At 67.5% G+C, this 15,490-nt stretch carries 16 protein-coding genes and 1 pseudogene; 7 read left to right on the top strand and 10 right to left on the bottom strand.

Annotated elements, in window-relative coordinates; genetic code table 11:
• The first annotated feature begins 27 nt into the window (after positions 1-27).
• The 3 genes from sufU (at position 28) to ACLQ3C_RS01610 (ending at position 1,322) form a co-directional block, all read left to right on the top strand.
• A complete protein-coding gene (sufU, locus tag ACLQ3C_RS01620) occupies positions 28-498 on the top strand; it encodes a Fe-S cluster assembly sulfur transfer protein SufU (RefSeq protein ID WP_425702785.1) in 471 nt (156 codons plus the stop codon).
• A complete protein-coding gene (locus ACLQ3C_RS01615) occupies positions 495-860 on the top strand; it encodes a metal-sulfur cluster assembly factor (protein WP_425702783.1) in 366 nt (121 codons plus the stop codon). The genes sufU and ACLQ3C_RS01615 overlap by 4 nt, the downstream gene beginning before the upstream one ends.
• 96 nt (positions 861-956) lie before the next feature.
• Entirely contained in the window at positions 957-1,322 is a 366-nt protein-coding gene (locus ACLQ3C_RS01610; RefSeq protein WP_425702942.1) for a DUF1992 domain-containing protein, read from the top strand.
• Between the two features lie 61 nt (positions 1,323-1,383).
• On the opposite strand, the gene ACLQ3C_RS01605 is transcribed toward ACLQ3C_RS01610, so the two are convergent.
• The 3 genes from ACLQ3C_RS01605 to ACLQ3C_RS01595 all read right to left on the bottom strand — a co-directional run bounded on the left by ACLQ3C_RS01605 (position 1,384) and on the right by ACLQ3C_RS01595 (position 3,018).
• The gene (locus ACLQ3C_RS01605) at positions 1,384-2,031 is read right to left on the bottom strand and encodes an FMN-dependent NADH-azoreductase (RefSeq protein ID WP_425702781.1); all 648 of its coding nucleotides are present in this window, start codon (positions 2,029-2,031) and stop codon (positions 1,384-1,386) included.
• 118 nt (positions 2,032-2,149) lie between these two features.
• Positions 2,150-2,335, bottom strand: a complete 186-nt coding sequence (locus tag ACLQ3C_RS01600) for a hypothetical protein (protein ID WP_425702779.1) — start codon at positions 2,333-2,335, stop codon at positions 2,150-2,152.
• A complete protein-coding gene (locus tag ACLQ3C_RS01595) occupies positions 2,332-3,018 on the bottom strand; it encodes a DsbA family oxidoreductase (protein WP_425702777.1) in 687 nt (228 codons plus the stop codon). The genes ACLQ3C_RS01600 and ACLQ3C_RS01595 overlap by 4 nt, the downstream gene beginning before the upstream one ends.
• A 223-nt stretch (positions 3,019-3,241) precedes the next feature.
• On the opposite strand from ACLQ3C_RS01595, the gene ACLQ3C_RS01590 reads away from it, so the two are divergent.
• Together ACLQ3C_RS01590 and ACLQ3C_RS01585 are read left to right on the top strand one after the other, a co-directional pair.
• Positions 3,242-4,540: a 3' terminal RNA ribose 2'-O-methyltransferase Hen1 gene (locus ACLQ3C_RS01590; RefSeq protein ID WP_425702940.1), complete on the top strand. Its 1,299-nt coding sequence runs from the start codon at positions 3,242-3,244 to the stop codon at positions 4,538-4,540.
• Positions 4,537-7,093 (top strand): annotated as a pseudogene (locus tag ACLQ3C_RS01585) (polynucleotide kinase-phosphatase). Before ACLQ3C_RS01590 ends, ACLQ3C_RS01585 begins: the two are co-directional and overlap by 4 nt.
• Positions 7,094-7,129: 36 nt before the next feature.
• On the opposite strand, the gene ACLQ3C_RS01580 reads toward ACLQ3C_RS01585, so the two are convergent.
• Entirely contained in the window at positions 7,130-8,212 is a 1,083-nt protein-coding gene (locus ACLQ3C_RS01580) for a lycopene cyclase family protein (RefSeq protein WP_425702939.1), read from the bottom strand.
• A gap of 23 nt (positions 8,213-8,235) precedes the next feature.
• A complete protein-coding gene (locus ACLQ3C_RS01575) occupies positions 8,236-9,024 on the bottom strand; it encodes an SDR family oxidoreductase (RefSeq protein WP_425702775.1) in 789 nt (262 codons plus the stop codon).
• An 81-nt stretch (positions 9,025-9,105) separates the two neighbouring features.
• Between ACLQ3C_RS01575 and ACLQ3C_RS01570 the strand changes: the two genes are divergently transcribed.
• A complete protein-coding gene (locus tag ACLQ3C_RS01570) occupies positions 9,106-10,734 on the top strand; it encodes an ABC-F family ATP-binding cassette domain-containing protein (protein ID WP_425702773.1) in 1,629 nt (542 codons plus the stop codon).
• 10 nt (positions 10,735-10,744) lie between these two features.
• On the opposite strand, the gene ACLQ3C_RS01565 is transcribed toward ACLQ3C_RS01570, so the two are convergent.
• Positions 10,745-11,374 carry a class F sortase gene (locus tag ACLQ3C_RS01565; RefSeq protein WP_425702771.1) on the bottom strand — a complete coding sequence of 210 codons (630 nt, stop codon included), beginning with the start codon at positions 11,372-11,374 and terminating at the stop codon, positions 10,745-10,747.
• The gene (locus tag ACLQ3C_RS01560; RefSeq protein ID WP_425702769.1) at positions 11,371-11,670 is read right to left on the bottom strand and encodes a hypothetical protein; all 300 of its coding nucleotides are present in this window, start codon (positions 11,668-11,670) and stop codon (positions 11,371-11,373) included. The genes ACLQ3C_RS01565 and ACLQ3C_RS01560 overlap by 4 nt, the downstream gene beginning before the upstream one ends.
• A gap of 7 nt (positions 11,671-11,677) precedes the next feature.
• Between ACLQ3C_RS01560 and ACLQ3C_RS01555 the strand changes: the two genes are divergently transcribed.
• On the top strand, positions 11,678-12,007 hold the full coding sequence (locus ACLQ3C_RS01555) for a hypothetical protein (protein ID WP_425702767.1): 330 nt from the start codon (positions 11,678-11,680) through the stop codon (positions 12,005-12,007).
• A 204-nt stretch (positions 12,008-12,211) separates the two neighbouring features.
• On the opposite strand, the gene ACLQ3C_RS01550 is transcribed toward ACLQ3C_RS01555, so the two are convergent.
• The 3 genes from ACLQ3C_RS01550 to ACLQ3C_RS01540 all read right to left on the bottom strand — a co-directional run bounded on the left by ACLQ3C_RS01550 (position 12,212) and on the right by ACLQ3C_RS01540 (position 15,475).
• Positions 12,212-13,111, bottom strand: coding sequence for an MSCRAMM family protein (locus tag ACLQ3C_RS01550; protein ID WP_425702765.1), 900 nt, complete (start codon positions 13,109-13,111; stop codon positions 12,212-12,214).
• A 153-nt stretch (positions 13,112-13,264) separates the two neighbouring features.
• Positions 13,265-14,812 carry an acyl-CoA synthetase gene (locus ACLQ3C_RS01545; protein ID WP_425702764.1) on the bottom strand — a complete coding sequence of 516 codons (1,548 nt, stop codon included), beginning with the start codon at positions 14,810-14,812 and terminating at the stop codon, positions 13,265-13,267.
• A 96-nt stretch (positions 14,813-14,908) separates the two neighbouring features.
• Positions 14,909-15,475, bottom strand: coding sequence for a TetR/AcrR family transcriptional regulator (locus tag ACLQ3C_RS01540; RefSeq protein ID WP_425702762.1), 567 nt, complete (start codon positions 15,473-15,475; stop codon positions 14,909-14,911).
• Positions 15,476-15,490 lie beyond the last annotated feature (15 nt).

The following is a 15,490-nucleotide window of genomic DNA, read 5'->3' as shown; positions in this document are numbered from 1 at the left end:
TGGGACGTCGATGGGAGGTAAGCGCTGATGCGGATGGAACAGATGTATCAGGACGTGATCCTCGATCACTACAAGCACCCGCACGGTCGCGGGCTGCGGGAGCCGTTCGGCGCCGAGGTGCATCACGTGAATCCCACCTGCGGTGACGAGGTCACCTTGCGGGTGGCGTTGAGTGACGACGGCGAGCGCGTCGCCGACATCTCCTATGACGGACAGGGCTGTTCGATCTCGCAGGCGTCGACATCGGTGCTCTACGACCAGATCGTCGGTCAGACACTCGACGAGGCGTTGGCCACCCTCGGATCCTTCAACGCGATGCTGACCTCCCGCGGCCGGGACGAGGGCGATGAGGACGTGATCGGCGACGGCGTGGCCCTGGCGGGGGTCAGCAAGTACCCCGCCCGGGTGAAATGTGCACTGCTGGGATGGCTGGCGTTCAAGGATGCGTTGGCACGATCGGTCGAGGCAATCGAATCGCAACGAGCGGAGACAGCATGAGCGACAACACCGAGAGCATTGCCGGCGGGGTGGAGGTCACCACGTCGCTGCCGCAGCTCGATGACGTCGAAGAGGCGATGCGAGATGTCGTCGACCCCGAACTCGGGATCAACGTCGTCGACCTCGGCCTCGTGTACGGGATCGAGATCACCGATGACGCCGTCGCCAGGATCGACATGACGCTCACGTCGGCGGCCTGTCCGCTGACCGATGTCATCGAGGACCAGACGCGAGCGGCGCTGGTGAACAGCGGTCTGTGTACCGACCTGGAGATCAACTGGGTGTGGATACCGCCATGGGGTCCGGACAAGATCACCGACGACGGGCGCGAACAGCTCCGTGCGCTCGGCTTCACCGTGTAGGTCGTGACCGAGCAACCCGAGGATCTGCCCGCTGACGGCCACTTTCGGCGTGTCCGGCGCTGGCGACCCCAGCGGCACGAGACCCGGGTCGAGAAGATGATCCGCGAGGCCACCGAGCGCGGTGAATTCGACAACCTGCCCGGAATGGGCAAGCCACTCAACCTTTCCGGGCTCGACGACCCCGACTGGTGGGCCAAGCAGAAGATTCGCGACGAGGATCTCGACTCCGCCGCATTGCTCCCACCGATCCTGCAATTGCGCAAGGAACGCCAGTCGTTCCCGGAATCGTTGCGCGGCATCGGGAATGAATCCGCGGTGCGCACCATCCTGACCGACTTCAACCGGCGGGTGAGGCAGGATCGGCTGCGTCCGGGTCTGGAGCCGAGTTCGCAGCTGATCTGCCGCACCGTCGACGTCGACGAGATGATCGAGGGCTGGCGGAAGCTGCGCGGCAACAACTGACGCGACCCCACCCACGGAGGGCGGGGCCGCGTCGGTCGCTTCGTATCGAGCCGGCGCGGGCTCAGGCGGCGGTCGTGGCCCCGGCGATCGTGGCGGCGAGCTCCCTGGCCCGGTCGTGAGCGCTGGCCATGGATTCCTCGTGCTTCGGCAGCAGTGCGGCCATGGCCGGGGCGTGGGGCACCATGGTCAGCTCGGGAACGACGGTGGTGAGGTCGAGGCCGAGCATGTCCGCACGGCCGAGTACGGCTTCGAGGCTGGGTACGACGTAATCCAGGCCGTACTTGGGGGCACCGGGACCATAGCCGCCTCCGCGCGCCGAGATCACCACGGCCGGCCGGCCGGCCGCAGGCACCGGACCTTCGAACGCCATGGTGCGGCCGAAGACCATGATCTGGTCGAGCCATGCCTTGAACACCGACGGCATCGTCAGGTTGTACATGGGCACGGTGAACAGATAGGAGCTCGCGCCGAGGAACTCCTCGATCAGCGTGTCCTGCAACGCGGCCGCCTCGGCCTCTTCGGCCGTGTATTGGTCGGGGGCCGTGGAACGGGCGGAGATGCCGGCCGCGGATAGGTGAGGCACCGGTGAAGCAGCCAGGTCTCGGTGGACGACGTCGCCGTTCCAGCCGTCGAGGAAGGACTGGGCGACTTGGCGCGAGATCGATGCCTCGCCGAGTGACGAGGAGTCGATGTGAAGCAGATACGACATGGGTGGGGTCCTTTCAGAGTGGTGGGAACGCTCCGGTGATCTCCGGAGGCGGGTCTGCGTGATCGGCTGTGTTGCCGGTCTGCTGTTGTTGCGGATCGGTCGGTGGCTCGTCGAGTGGTCACCGCCCGGCGGGACCGGGCGCGTCCGTCTCGTCGAGAGCCTCGGCGTCGCTCACCGGGTCGGGGGGATCGAGGTGGCAGACCCCGGTGTCGGGCTCGCACCATCCGCCGGGGGGTGCGGCGATGATCTGGAGGCCACCCTTCGGCGCGGCTACCTCGATTGTTTGCTCGTCGTGCTCGTTCATGACACACGCTCGCTCGGTGCGGCTGCGGCCGCCACCTGCTCGAGCATCTGGCCGTACACCTGGACCTTTTGTGCACCCGGGGCGGCGACCCGCCGGTCGAGGACGACGAACGGGACACCGGTCGCACCGAGCTCGAGTCCCTTTGCCCGGTCGGCGCGTACCCGCTTGGCGTACTCGTCGCCGGCGAGTATCGCGCGCACTCGCCCGCCGTCGAGCCCGACCGACTCGGCGACCGCGGCCAGGGCATCGGAGTCATAGGGGTTGAGCGTGCCGACGAAGAAGCCGTCCTGGACAGCCGAGAAGAACTCGAACCCGAGTCCTTCGTCGTTGGCGTACTGCACCACCCGGTGCAGGTCAAAAGTGTTGGCACTGAGACGGTCCAGCGTGAACTCCAGGCCTTCCTTGCGGGCGATCGACTGCATCTGGCGTTCTGCCGCCAGGAATTGGGTGGCGGTTCCGCCGTGGGTACTGATGAAGGCCTTTTCGATCGCCTCCGGGCGCTTCGGTGCTGCCGGATTCAGCTCGAAGGACCGCATCACGACCTTGAACCGATCGGCGTCGGGGCGCTGCTCGATCGCGGTCTGGAGCCGGTGCTTCGCGAGATAGCACCACGGGCATCCCAGGTCGGACCAGACCTCGATGACGATCTGCGACCCGTCGGGATGGGTTATCTGATCAACCATTCTTGTTCACCTCACTGCTAGTGCGTAACACCATCATGCGTCGGTAAGGCGGAGCTTACAAAAGGCACTTTGAAGTACGTAGGCGTCGCGAGATGTTCGCGTCGACGGCCGCGGGCAAGAAGCCGATGCGGCACGAGCCGCGCCTGATCGGGGACGGCGAATTGCGGTTGCCCAGGTCAGTGCGCTGAGACGGTGATTCTGGCCATCGAAGCGGTCGGTGACGATGTCACCCCCGGCCACCGACCTCGGATATCTGTTGCACAAGCATCCCGAACGGGTGCAGTCCTTTCCGACGACGCAGGGCCACGCGACCGTGTTCTACCCGGTCGCGACCGATGATCGGTGCCGGGTCGTCGTTCACGTGGACGGGGCCGGGGCGCGGGCGGTCGGCGAGCCCGACCGCTACGTGAACACCGTGGCCCACGCCGCCTCGTCGCGCCTGATCGTGGCACTGGGCAAGGTCTTCGGAGATGCGATCGCGGGACGCTGCGCAATGCGGCCCGACCTCACCGAGAAGGTCTGGCCGCTGCGGATCGAGATCGTCTCGGTGCCGGTGCGGGGTCCGGACCCGGTGGAGGTCTTTGCGCCCCTTGGATGGTCGGTGACGTCGACCCCGCAGCGCCTTCATCCGGCCAGTTGGGGCGACTCGGTGTTCCGCAACGTGGTGCTCGAGGGTTCGGCCACCGTTCGCGAGGCCTTGCGTCACGTGTGTGTGCTGGTGCCGGTGATCGCCGACGACAAACACTATTTCGTGGACGAACCCGAGATCGACAAGCTGGATCGCCTCGGAAAGGGGTGGCTCGATGGACATCCGGGCCGTGAAGAGATCGTGCGCGGGTATCTCAAGCACGTCGCACCGCTCACCCGGCGGGCCCTCGTCGAAAGCGGCGCCGACGACGCGCCGGTCACATCCCGGACTCACGGGACGTCGTTGGCGGGCCGGCGTGTCCGACGGGTGGCCGACCTGATCCGCCAGACCGGTGCCCATTCGGTTCTCGATATCGGTTGCGGGGAGGGGAAGTTGCTCGCCGAGCTGGTCTCCGACCGCTTCGCCGGCCGACTCTCGGGCGTCGACGTGTCGATGCAGGCGCTCGAGAGGGCGCAGCGACGACTCGAGCGGTGGCGCGGTGTCGAGTTGTGGCAGTCGTCGCTCATGTACACCGATCCGCGGTGCCGCGGACACGATGCCGTGGTCCTGATGGAGGTCGTCGAGCACATCGAGCCCGATCGACTGCCGACGGCCGTGTATTCGGTCTTCGAGTCGATGGCGCCCGGTACGGTCATCGTCACCACGCCCAATCGTGAGCACAATCCGGTGTTCGGGCTCGCCGCCGACGAGTTCCGGCACCCCGATCACCGCTTCGAGTTCACTCGGGCCGAGTTCGGCGCCTGGTGCGACGATGTCTGCGCGACTTACGGTTACACGGCTTCGATCTTGGAGATCGGCGACAGGGCCGACGGCCTCGGAGCGCCGACCCAGACGGCGGTCTTCACCCGGGTCGACGGGGAGGTGGGTCGATGACCACCATCGAGTTGCCCGACCTGTGTCTGGTCGTACTCGTCGGTGCGTCGGGAGCGGGTAAGACGACGTTCGCGCACAACCACTTCCGCGACACCGAGATTCTGTCGTGGGATGTGTTCCGCGGGCTGGTCGCCGACGATCCGACGGATCAGTCGGCCACCGGCGATGCCTTCGACGCGCTCTACGACGTGGCGCGGCACCGGCTGCGGCGTGGCCTGCTGACGGTCGTCGATGCGACCTCGGCACGCCCCGAGGATCGCCGTGGACTGCTGGAGATGGCGAAGGACCACGACGTCTTCGCGGCGGCGATCGTGTTGGATGTGCCGCTGACCGAGCTGACGGCGCGTGCCGGGCAGCGTCCCGACATCTCTGAGGCGGTGGTCGTCCGTCAGCACCGGCTGCTGCGCCAACAGGGAAAGAACCTCCGCAAGGAGGGTTTCCGGTTTGTGCACGTCCTCGACGGAACAGCCGCGATCGATACGGCCACGGTTGTCCGCACCCGGCTCTTCAACGACCGCACCGCCGAACACGGACCATTCGACGTGATCGGTGACATCCACGGTTGCATCGGCGAACTCGCCGAGTTGCTCGAACGACTCGGCTGGACGCCGGTACGCAGCTCGAGTGGTGAGATCGTCGGTGCGCGTGACCATCCCGCGGGCCTGGCGCATCATCTTCGTGGGCGACCTCGTCGACCGTGGGCCGGATACGCCCGCCGTTCTTCGGCTGGTGATGGCGATGGTCGATGCGGGTCAGGCCTTCTGTGTGCGTGGCAACCATGAGGAGAAGCTGCTGAAAGTCTTGCGTCAGCGATCCGTTGCCGGCCGCCACGACCGTGAGGTCGAGCTGACCCACGGACTGCAGACGTCGGTGGCCCAGCTCGACTCACAGCCGACCGGGTTCCGGGAGCAGGTGATGACGTTCGTCGACGGCCTGGTGTCGCACCTCATCTTCGATGACGGCCGGCTGGTCGTGGCGCACGCCGGTCTGGCCGAGCGCTATCACGGACGGACATCGGGCCGGGTCCGCGCCCTGGCCATGTACGGCGAGACGACCGGCGAGAAAGATCGTTGGGGCTACCCGGTGCGTGGTGACTATCGCGGCGCCGCCACGGTGGTCTACGGGCATACGCCGGTACCCGCGGCCGCGTGGCTCAACAACACGATCTGTGTGGACACCGGTTGCGTCTTCGGTGGCAGACTCAGCGCCCTGCGATATCCGGAGTCGTCGGTCGTCGACGTGCCGGCGCGAGAAGTCTACTGGCCCAGCGGAAAGCCGATGGGCTATGGCGACAGCTCCGCCGACACCCTGGTGCGATCGGAACTCCGGCTCGACGATGTGCTCGGCAAGAGGTCCATCGCCGGCCGGTACGGGCCCGTGGTCACCGTCCGTGCCGACAACGCCGCCGCAGCCCTCGAGGTGATGTCGCGTTACGCCGTCGATCCGGGTTGGATTCGCTATCTGCCGCCGACCATGAGTCCGGTCGGTGGCGAGAGCCCGGACCTGCTCGAGGATCCGAAGGCGGCGTACAGCCGTTACGCCGACCTCGGAGTCGAGCACGTCGTGTGCGAGGAAAAGCACATGGGGTCGAGGGGAGTTCTCGTGCCGGCCGCCGATGCCGGTGTCGCCCGGCGCGTGTTCGGGGTGACCGAGGGGATCGGGGCGCTCTATACCCGCACTGGTCGGTCGTTCTTCGATCCGGCGACGACAGCGTCGGTCGTCGAGCGCGCGCGATCGGCACTGCGTCCGATCCTCGCGGACCGCGGCTGGGACTGGGTGATCATCGATGCCGAGGTGCTGCCGTGGAACATCAAGGGCGAAGGTCTGATTCGCGACCATTTTGCGCAGGTCGCCGCTGCGGCCGAGCCGGAACTGGACTTCTTGGCCCGTGAGCTGGACACCGCCGGGGCGCGCGGTCTCGAGGTCGATCGGTTGGTGGCACGTACCGCGGTCACGATCGACGATTTCCGGGCATTCCGCGCCGCCTATCTCGAGTACGTCGACGTCGGGGCGTCGATGGCCGAGTTGCGTATCGCACCGTCCGAGGTCCTCGCCGCCGGCGGATCCGATGGCGCGACGACATTCGAGAGTTGTTCGCACGCCTGGCATCTCGATGTCGCGGCGCAACTGGTCCGGGCAGAGCCGGCGCTGTTCGCCGGTACCCGGCACATCGACGTCGACGTCACCTCGGCGGAGTCACGTGCGGCTGGTGCCCGATGGTGGAACGAGATCACCGGTTCCGGTGGCGAGGGCATGGTGGTCAAGCCGGCCGCCAACCTGACCCGAGACAGCAGGGGTCGCCTGGTGCCGCCGGGCCTGAAGGTACGCGGCCCGGAATATCTGCGGATCATCTACGGGCCGTCCTACCGTGCCGATCTCGGCCGTCTACGCGCCCGCGATCTCCGGCACAAGCAGTCGATGGCTATGCGTGAGTACCAACTCGGTCGCGAGGCGTTGGCCCATCACGTCGACGCCGCACCGCTGTGGCAGGTCCACGAATGCGTCTTCGCCGTGCTGGCTCTCGAATCGGAAGCGGTGGATTCGAGGCTGTAGCAATGCGTCCGTGTCGGATTCGGCCGTCGGGGGCGTTCAGATCAGTGCGCGCATCAGCGCCAACCGTTGCCTGCGGTCGCCACCCCGGTAGATGCGGACCATCGCCGCGAGGACGGAGCCCAAGTGGCGCCGTTCGGAGAGGTAGTCGCGCTGCACGGCCACCGGCAGCGAGAAGAAATTGTCGAAGAAGTCGGCGATCTCGGCGGTATCCATCTCGAGTAGCGCCCGCAGTCCGACCGACCGCAGCCGGGCGATCGCGCGCGCCGGACGCGGCCACAGCGCCGCAGCCGGCTGCCGCCCGGAGCTGACTGCGGCGGCCACGTCGTCGGCGGCCGCCAACGACGCGGCCACGCTGTAGCCGGTGGCCGGGTGCATCAGCCCGGCACGCGCGCCGTAGAGCAGCGGCCGGTGCCGCCACGGCCGGGCGTCGATGCCGGTGAGCCCGAATGACACCCGTTCGCTCGCGAGCACGTCGTCGGGATCGATGGCGGCACAGGCAAGTCGACGTGTCAGGCGATCACGCAGCGCGGACGGGGACAATGCCGGTGCGCCGGCCAGGCAGGTCTCCTCGAGCAACACCCGCTCGGCATCGAGCGGCACGGCATAGAGGAAAGATGGCGACCCGGTGAGTTCCGGTGCGGCCGGCCGCCAATCCATCAGGATCGCGTCGGCGCCATCGAGGATCGGCGCGGCGACCGGTCGCGGCACGACGATGCCCCAGGCGGTCTGACGAGGGCCGTGTCCGGCGGTCCCGCGTGCATCGATCACGGTGCCGGCACGGAGCACTGTTCCATCGTCGACCCGAATTGCGTTGTCGCCGAGGACAACCGCCCGCCCGGCGACGATCTCGACCTGCGGATCGGTGAGCGCCTGCCGGAGGGCGGCCGTGTCGAGCACCGCGTAGCTGCGCGGGATGTCGCGCGGATGGGGGCAGCAGATTCGTACAGCGTCCAGCTGTTGGGCGACCACGTCGGATGGTACCCACGCAGGCAGTTCGTCGGTCCAGCATGCGTAGGTGGCCCGCCACATGCGTTGAGGATGCGAATCAACAAGTGTCACTGCCACATTGCGTTGTGCGAGTCGATGAGTCAGCGCGCGCCCCGCCGGCCCGGCACCCACCACGATGGCCGAAGGGGCCGGTGTCACATCGAGCCGGTGGCCAACAGGCCGCCGTCGACCCGCAGGGTCTCGCCGGTGATCCAGGAGGACTCGTCGCCGACCAGGAAGGCGGCCGCCCGCGCGATGTCCTCCGGTTCACCGAGTCGGCCGAGCGGATAGCCGGCCAACGCCTTGGCCTCGTTGTCGCCGGCGATGAGGGCCGCGGCGAATCGGGTACGCACGATCGCCGGCGCGATGGCGTTCACCCGGATGCCGACGGGGCCGAGCTCCCAGGCCAGTTCCTCGGTGAGCCGGATCAGGGCGGCCTTGGACGCCCCGTAGGCGGCGATGGCCCCCGTGGAGCGCAGGCCGGCCACCGACGCGATGTTGACCACCGCGCCGCCGGTCTCGGCCATGCCCGCGCGATACGCCTCCTGTACGAAGGCCAGGGCGGCGACCACATTGGTGTCGAAGGTCTTGCGAACCGCCCCGAGGTCGGCATCCATCAGCGGTCCCGCGGCCGGCGCGATGCCGGTGTTGTTCACCAGGATGTGTACGCCGCCCTGCGCGGCGGCGGCCGCGACCGCAGCCGCCCGATGCTCGACGTCGCCGGTGTTGCCGGGTGCCGCAGTGACATGGGCACCGGGGACGGCGGCGCGGATCGACTCGGCCGCGCCGTCCAGTGGTTCGGGTTTGCGTCCGGTGATGACGACGGCTGCGCCGCGTCGGGCGAGTTCGGTGGCGATCTCGAGTCCGATACCGCGGCTGGAGCCGGTGACGAGGGCCGAGCGGCCACGGAGATCGGGGACGGGAAACGCGGTGGTGTCGGTCACAGCGCCAGCCTAGCGGACCCTCGACCTGCGCCCTTTTGCGCGATGCGGCCATATCGCCGGTGGCGATTAGACTGGATCGTCGTGATCACCGCGACCGACCTGGAAGTTCGAGCGGGTGCCCGGACCCTGTTGTCGGCACCCGGCCCTGCACTGCGCATCCAAGCCGGTGACCGCATCGGATTGGTCGGCCGGAACGGCGCCGGGAAGACGACCACCTTGCGCATCCTCGCCGGCGAAACCGAGCCGTATGCGGGAACGGTGGTCCGCAGCGGGGAGATCGGCTACCTGCCGCAAGACCCCAAGGAGGGCGACCTCGAGGTGTTGGCGCGTGATCGGGTGCTCTCGGCACGCGGCCTCGACGCGATCATGCGGCAGATGGAAAAGCAGCAGGCACTGATGGCCGAGGCGGCCGACGACCGGGTGCGCGACAAGGCCGTCGCCAAGTACGGGCAACTCGAGGAGCGTTTCTCCGCCCTCGGCGGTTACGTCGCCGAGTCCGACGCGGCCCGGATCTGTAACAGTCTCGGCCTGCCCGACCGCGTACTGGCCCAGCCGCTGCGGACCCTGTCCGGCGGGCAGCGGCGTCGGATCGAATTGGCACGCATCCTGTTCGCCGCTTCCGACGGATCCGGGAAATCCGATACGACCCTGCTGCTCGACGAGCCGACCAACCACCTCGACGCCGACTCGATCACCTGGTTGCGCAGTTTCCTGCAGAACCACGAGGGCGGCCTGGTGGTGATCAGCCACGACGTCGATCTGCTCGCCGATGTGGTCAACCGGGTGTGGTTCCTCGATGCCGTGCGCGGCGAGGCCGACGTCTACAACATGGGGTGGAAGCGCTACCTCGACGCTCGCGCCACCGACGAGCAGCGGCGCAAACGTGAGCGCGCCAACGCGGAGAAGAAGGCGTCGGCGCTGCGCGTGCAGGCGGCCAAGCTCGGTGCGAAGGCGACCAAGGCCACCGCGGCACAGAACATGCTCAAGCGCGCCGACCGCATGCTCGACTCCCTCGAAGACGAGCGGGTCGCCGATCGCACCGCGAAGATCCGCTTCCCCGAGCCGGCGGCGTGCGGCAAGACCCCGCTGATGGCGTCGGGACTGACCAAAACCTACGGGTCCCTGGAGATCTTCACCGGCGTGGACCTCGCCGTCGACAAGGGCAGCCGGGTCGTGGTGCTCGGCCTCAACGGTGCGGGCAAGACCACGCTGCTCAAGCTGCTCGCCGGCGTCGAGGCACCCGACCTCGGTTCGATCGAACCCGGCTACGGCCTCAAGATCGGATACTTCGCCCAGGAACATGACACTCTCGACGACGCTGCCACGGTGTGGGAGAACATCCGCCACGCCGCCCCGGACGCGGGTGAACAGGACCTGCGCAGCCTGCTCGGTGCCTTCATGTTCACCGGGCCGCAGCTCGACCAACCCACCGGGACGCTGTCCGGTGGTGAGAAGACCCGGCTCTCGCTGGCCGGTCTGGTCTCCTCGGCGGCGAATGTGTTGCTTCTCGACGAGCCGACCAACAACCTCGACCCCATCTCACGCGAGCAGGTCCTCGATGCATTGCGCAGTTACACCGGGGCCGTGGTGTTGGTGACCCACGACCCCGGCGCCGCTGCTGCACTCGACCCGCAACGCGTGATCCTGCTGCCCGACGGCACCGAGGATCACTGGAGCGATGAGTATCAGGAGCTCATCGAACTCGCTTGAGTCGCAAGGGTTACCCCCGTGACGCCCAGGCGATGATGTTGTCGGCATAGCCGAGGGGAGGGCCGATGAACGGTCCTCCACAGGTGACCAGTGCCAGCGTCTCCGGGCCGTCGAGTCGATTGAGTTCGGTTGCGGGGAAGCCATTGTGCTTGTCGGCAGTCTGCACCCGGGTCACCCGATAGGCGACCTGCTCGCGGTTGGCGGTGGTGACCTGCACCTCGGCACCCGGTGCGAGATCGGCGAACCGCGCGGCAAAACCCTTGCCCTGTCCGGCCTCGTCGATGTGCCCGGTGATCACCACCGTGCCCTTACCCGACCCCGGCAGAGCCGAATCGACCCACCAGCCGAGGCGTGTGACGTCCTGCGGCGGGAGCAGTGCGCCCGCGGTGTCGGTGGCCACCGCATCAACCTGTGCGGTGCCGCCGCCGGTGGCCACCGAGACCGGGGCGCCGGGATCATCGGTGTGTGCCTTGACAGGCACGGGCAGGTCCTGCTGTGCCGCAGACGGATTGGCGGATTTGACTGATCCGGTACTGCCGCAGCCGCCGACGAGCAACCCGATCAGCAACACGGTGAGAGTCACGGCAACGGCCACGGCGGCGTGCCGGACGCTGCGATGCGCGCTCGGGGTGGTCGTCATGGTTGGTTCACCGGTCCGGACGGAATCGACGACAGTGGGGTGCGCCCGCCCGGATCACGGGCCACAGGACCGGCCCCGTTGCCCGCGGTTACGCGTTCGAGGATGAACTGCAGGTGATTGCCGTTGTCGGTGAGGTCGACCGTATCGTCCTCGCCGGAGACGAGTCGGTAGCCGGCCGGAACACCGACCACATGCGCCCGGTACATCCCCGCGGGTACGGACAGGTGCGCCGGGGTCGTGGCGTCGATCCCGGCGCCCGACCCGGTCTCGGTGAGGTGGACTCGGACGCCGCCCACCGGATCGATGCCACCGGCCTTGGGGACGAACGAGACGAGATACAGCGAGCGCGTTGCCGGTGTCGTCGTGGTTGTCGAGGCCGGCGTGGTTGCCGGTGTCGTGGTGGTTGTCGTGGTGGTTGTCGAGGCCGGTGTCGAAGGCGTGCTCGGTGTGGTTTGCGGGGTCGTCGTGGCCGGATCCGTCGGAGTGGTCGCGGTCGGCTGGCTGGTGACGGCGGTCGTGGTGGCCTGGTCGCCGGCCGGTGAATCGTCGGCGACTGCGACACCCACACCGGAGGCCATGGCGGTGGTGACGGCGATTGCAAAGCCAAGCCGCAGGGCTGTCGTCCGTAGGTGAAAGCGCTTGTGGTGCATGATCTTCTCGTGGTCTCCCCGACCCGAGTCCGATGTGTGTGTCCCCGTCACTGGGTGATCCGCACCGTGCGTCGGGTCGTTACCAGTTCACCGAAACCGTTATCGCGGGGTTACCGATACGGACACTGTCGGCTTCGTTGACATTCCTGGCTCCTGTTGTGCCGCAGGGGAGCTGACAGCGCGGCCGTCACCGCTGGTTCACCGGTCCGGAGGGAATCGACGACAGCGGGGTACGTCCGCCCGGATCACGTTGGCTGACATGCCCTGCCGGGGTGTTGTATACGACCTGGGTGGCAGTCTGTCCGGCGGTCACCTGGAACGTGTAGGTGTATCCGTCGTTGACATAGCCTGCGGGGGCGGCGTACTCGTGTGCGGTGTAGCAGCCGGGGTGGACCTTGCGGGTCAGCGCACCGGTCACCCCGGTGACCTCGATGCCGAGTGGTTCGCCGCCGCACGTGGCGAGGACGAAACGGGCATTTCCCAGGGTGTGTCCATCGATCCGGTCACGTTTGATGATCTGTAGGAACCCGTCGCCATCGTTGCCCCCGGTGCGCTTGAAGACGAACACGTGGCCCACCGTCTGCCCCACGGCGAGGTGCACGGTGATCCCGCCGGAGCCGATCAGCCGATAGCCGGCCGGAACGGTGGTGACGGTGACGTGGTAGTCGCCGGGATAGTCGTTCAGCGAGGCGGGCAGCGGAATCGGTTGCCCGCTCGACGGTCCGGCGAAGTCGACGACGACACCGGGCAGTGGAGCGCCAGACGTGTCGGTGGCGGACAGATTGATGGTGCCCTCGCCTTCGGGTGGGGCGGGCGTCGTCGTGGTGGGCGTCGTCGTGGTGGGCGTCGTCGTGGTGGTCGATGCCGGCGTCGAAGGCGTGCTCTGCGTGGTCTGCGGAGTGGTGGTGTCAGGAGACGTCGTCGTCTCCGTCGACGTGGTCGTGGGTGGCTCGTCGGTGGTCGTGGTCGTCGAATCGCTCGTGGGTGGCTCGTCGGCCAGAGCGATGCCGCCCCCGGAGGTCAGGGCCGCGCTGACGGCGACGGCACAGGCAAGCCGCAGGGCGGTCGTCCGCGGGCGAAAATTCATGTGATGCATGGGGTTCTCGTGGTCTCCCCGACCCGAGTCCGATGTGTCCCCCGACAATGACTAATCCGCATCGGGCGGTCGGATCGTTAGCAAACCACAGAAACTGTTATCGCCGCGTTACCGGGTCGTCCCCGAAATCAAGGACCTGCAGAATCATACCGGCGACGGCCAATACGCCTTGCGCAGAACGCCCTTCACAAGCTTTCCGGTGGGTGTGCGGGGCAGGTCGTCGACGAAGTCCACGGAACGGGGCACCTTGTATGCGGCGATCTTCGATCGCGCAGAATCCAGCAGTTCGGCGGCAAGCTCCGCCGAGGGCGTGTGTCCGGGCGCGAGTTGGACGCACGCCTTGGCGACCTCACCGAGGTCCGGGTCGGGCACCCCGATGACGCCGACATCGAAGACCGCCGGATGGGTGACCAGAACGTTCTCCGCCTCTTGCGGGTAGATGTTGACCCCGCCGGAGATGATCATGAACGCCTTGCGATCGGTGAGGTAGAGATACCCGTCGTCGTCGACGTATCCGACGTCGCCCGTGGTCGACCAGTTGTCGTGGCCCGGGTGGCGCGCGGCAGCGGTTTTGGCAGGATCGTTGTGGTATTCGAAGGCCGCCCCGTCCCGTTCGAAGTACACCGATCCGACGTCCCCGGTGGGTGATTCGACGCCGTCCTCGTCGCAGATGTGGACGATACCCAGTAGTGGCCGGCCGACCGAGCCGGGATGAGCGAGAGCTTCCTGCGGGCCGATGAATGTCGCTCCCGCAGCCTCGGTGGAGGCGTAGTACTCGTGAATGACCGGACCCCACCACTCGATCATGGCCCGCTTGACGTCCACCGGGCAGGGGGCTGCTGCGTGGATGGCGACTTTCATGCTGGAGACGTCGTAACGCGCACGCACCGCATCGGGCAGTTTGAGCATGCGGATGAACATCGTCGGCACCCACTGGCTGTGGGTGACGTGGTAGGTCTCGATCAGTCGTAGGGCCTCCTCCGGCTCGAAGTGATCCATCATCACCACGGTTCCGCCGACGGAGTGGGTGGTTCCGCAATAGCGCAGTGGCGCAGCGTGATACAGCGGGGCAGGGGAGAGGTACACCGAGTTCTCGTCGAATCCGTACATGGGCCCGAAGACCGCGGTGTAGGCGTCGGGGATGGCGTCGACCTGCCCTTGCGGCAACGGGGTCCGGATCCCCTTGGGGCGCCCGGTGGTACCCGACGAGTACAGCATGTCGGTGCCGCGCGGCTGGTCGGTGCGCGGCCGCGCCGAAGCCTGCGCGAGCACCTTCTCATAGGCGTCGAAGCCGGGAATGTCTCCGCCCCAGGCGATTCGGCGGCCCGGCGCCGCAAGTGCGGGCAGCGAGGCGGCGTGGGCGAGAGCGTGCGCCACCGATGCCCCGGCGAGCACGACCTGGGCGTCGGAGTCGGCGAGGATGTAGTCGGTCTCCTCGGCGGTCAGGTGGTGGTTGATGACGGTGATGTACATGCCACTGCGCAGCGCGGCCCAGTAGGCCTCGAAGATGCGGAGGTCGTTCTCGGAGACGACGGCGATGCAGTGGCCCGGCCGCAGGCCGAGCGAATGGAGATGATCGGCCAGCCGGGTGGAGTTCTCGTCGAGTTGCCGGTAGGTCAGCTGTTCCCCGGTCGCCGGCCGGAGGACGGCGGGCTTGTCGGGGGTACGAGCGGCGAAAACTCCTGGGAACACGCTGTCTCCTCACAGCCGATGACACTGGGAACCCAGGCTATAGCGAGCGTTCGCTCGGCACGGTGGAATCGGCAAAGGCCGACTTCGATGTGGGGATCAGCGCGAGACGCGCACCGACTCCTCCACGAGGTCGAGGACATCGTGCAGGTCGTCGGTCGGCTGCCCGGTCGCCAGCCGCGTGATGAGGCCGTCGAGGACGAGGTCGAGATACTTCACGAGCACCTCGGGCGCCACGTCGTCGCGCAGCCGGCCCGATGCGCGGCCGCGCTCCAGCCGGGCCAGGGTCGCCTTCTCGACATCGGCCGAATGTGACATCCAGGCATCGCGAAAGCTCTTGTCCGTACGCAGTTTTCGAGCGATCTCCAGTCGGGTGCCGAGCCAGTTGAAGTCCTGCGGACGTGCCAGGACGTCGCGCATGACCTGGACGAGGCCCTGCTCGGCGGCCACGTCGGCCATCCGTTCGGCATCCTCCTGCGCGAGCGCCAGGAACAACGCTTCCTTGTCCCGGAAGTGGTGGAAGATCGCACCACGGGACAGACCGGTCGATTCCTCGATCCGTTTGACGGTGGCCCCGTCATATCCGTACTCCGCGAAACAATGCCGCGCGCCGTCGAGAATCTCCCGGCGGCGCGCGGCAAGGCGGTCATCACTGACCTTGGGCACGTAATTGCTCCTCGT

This window comes from Gordonia sp. DT30 (assembly GCF_049844915.1).
Taxonomy (GTDB): Bacteria; Actinomycetota; Actinomycetes; order Mycobacteriales; family Mycobacteriaceae; genus Gordonia.
This window is presented reverse-complemented; position numbering and strand designations above follow the sequence as displayed.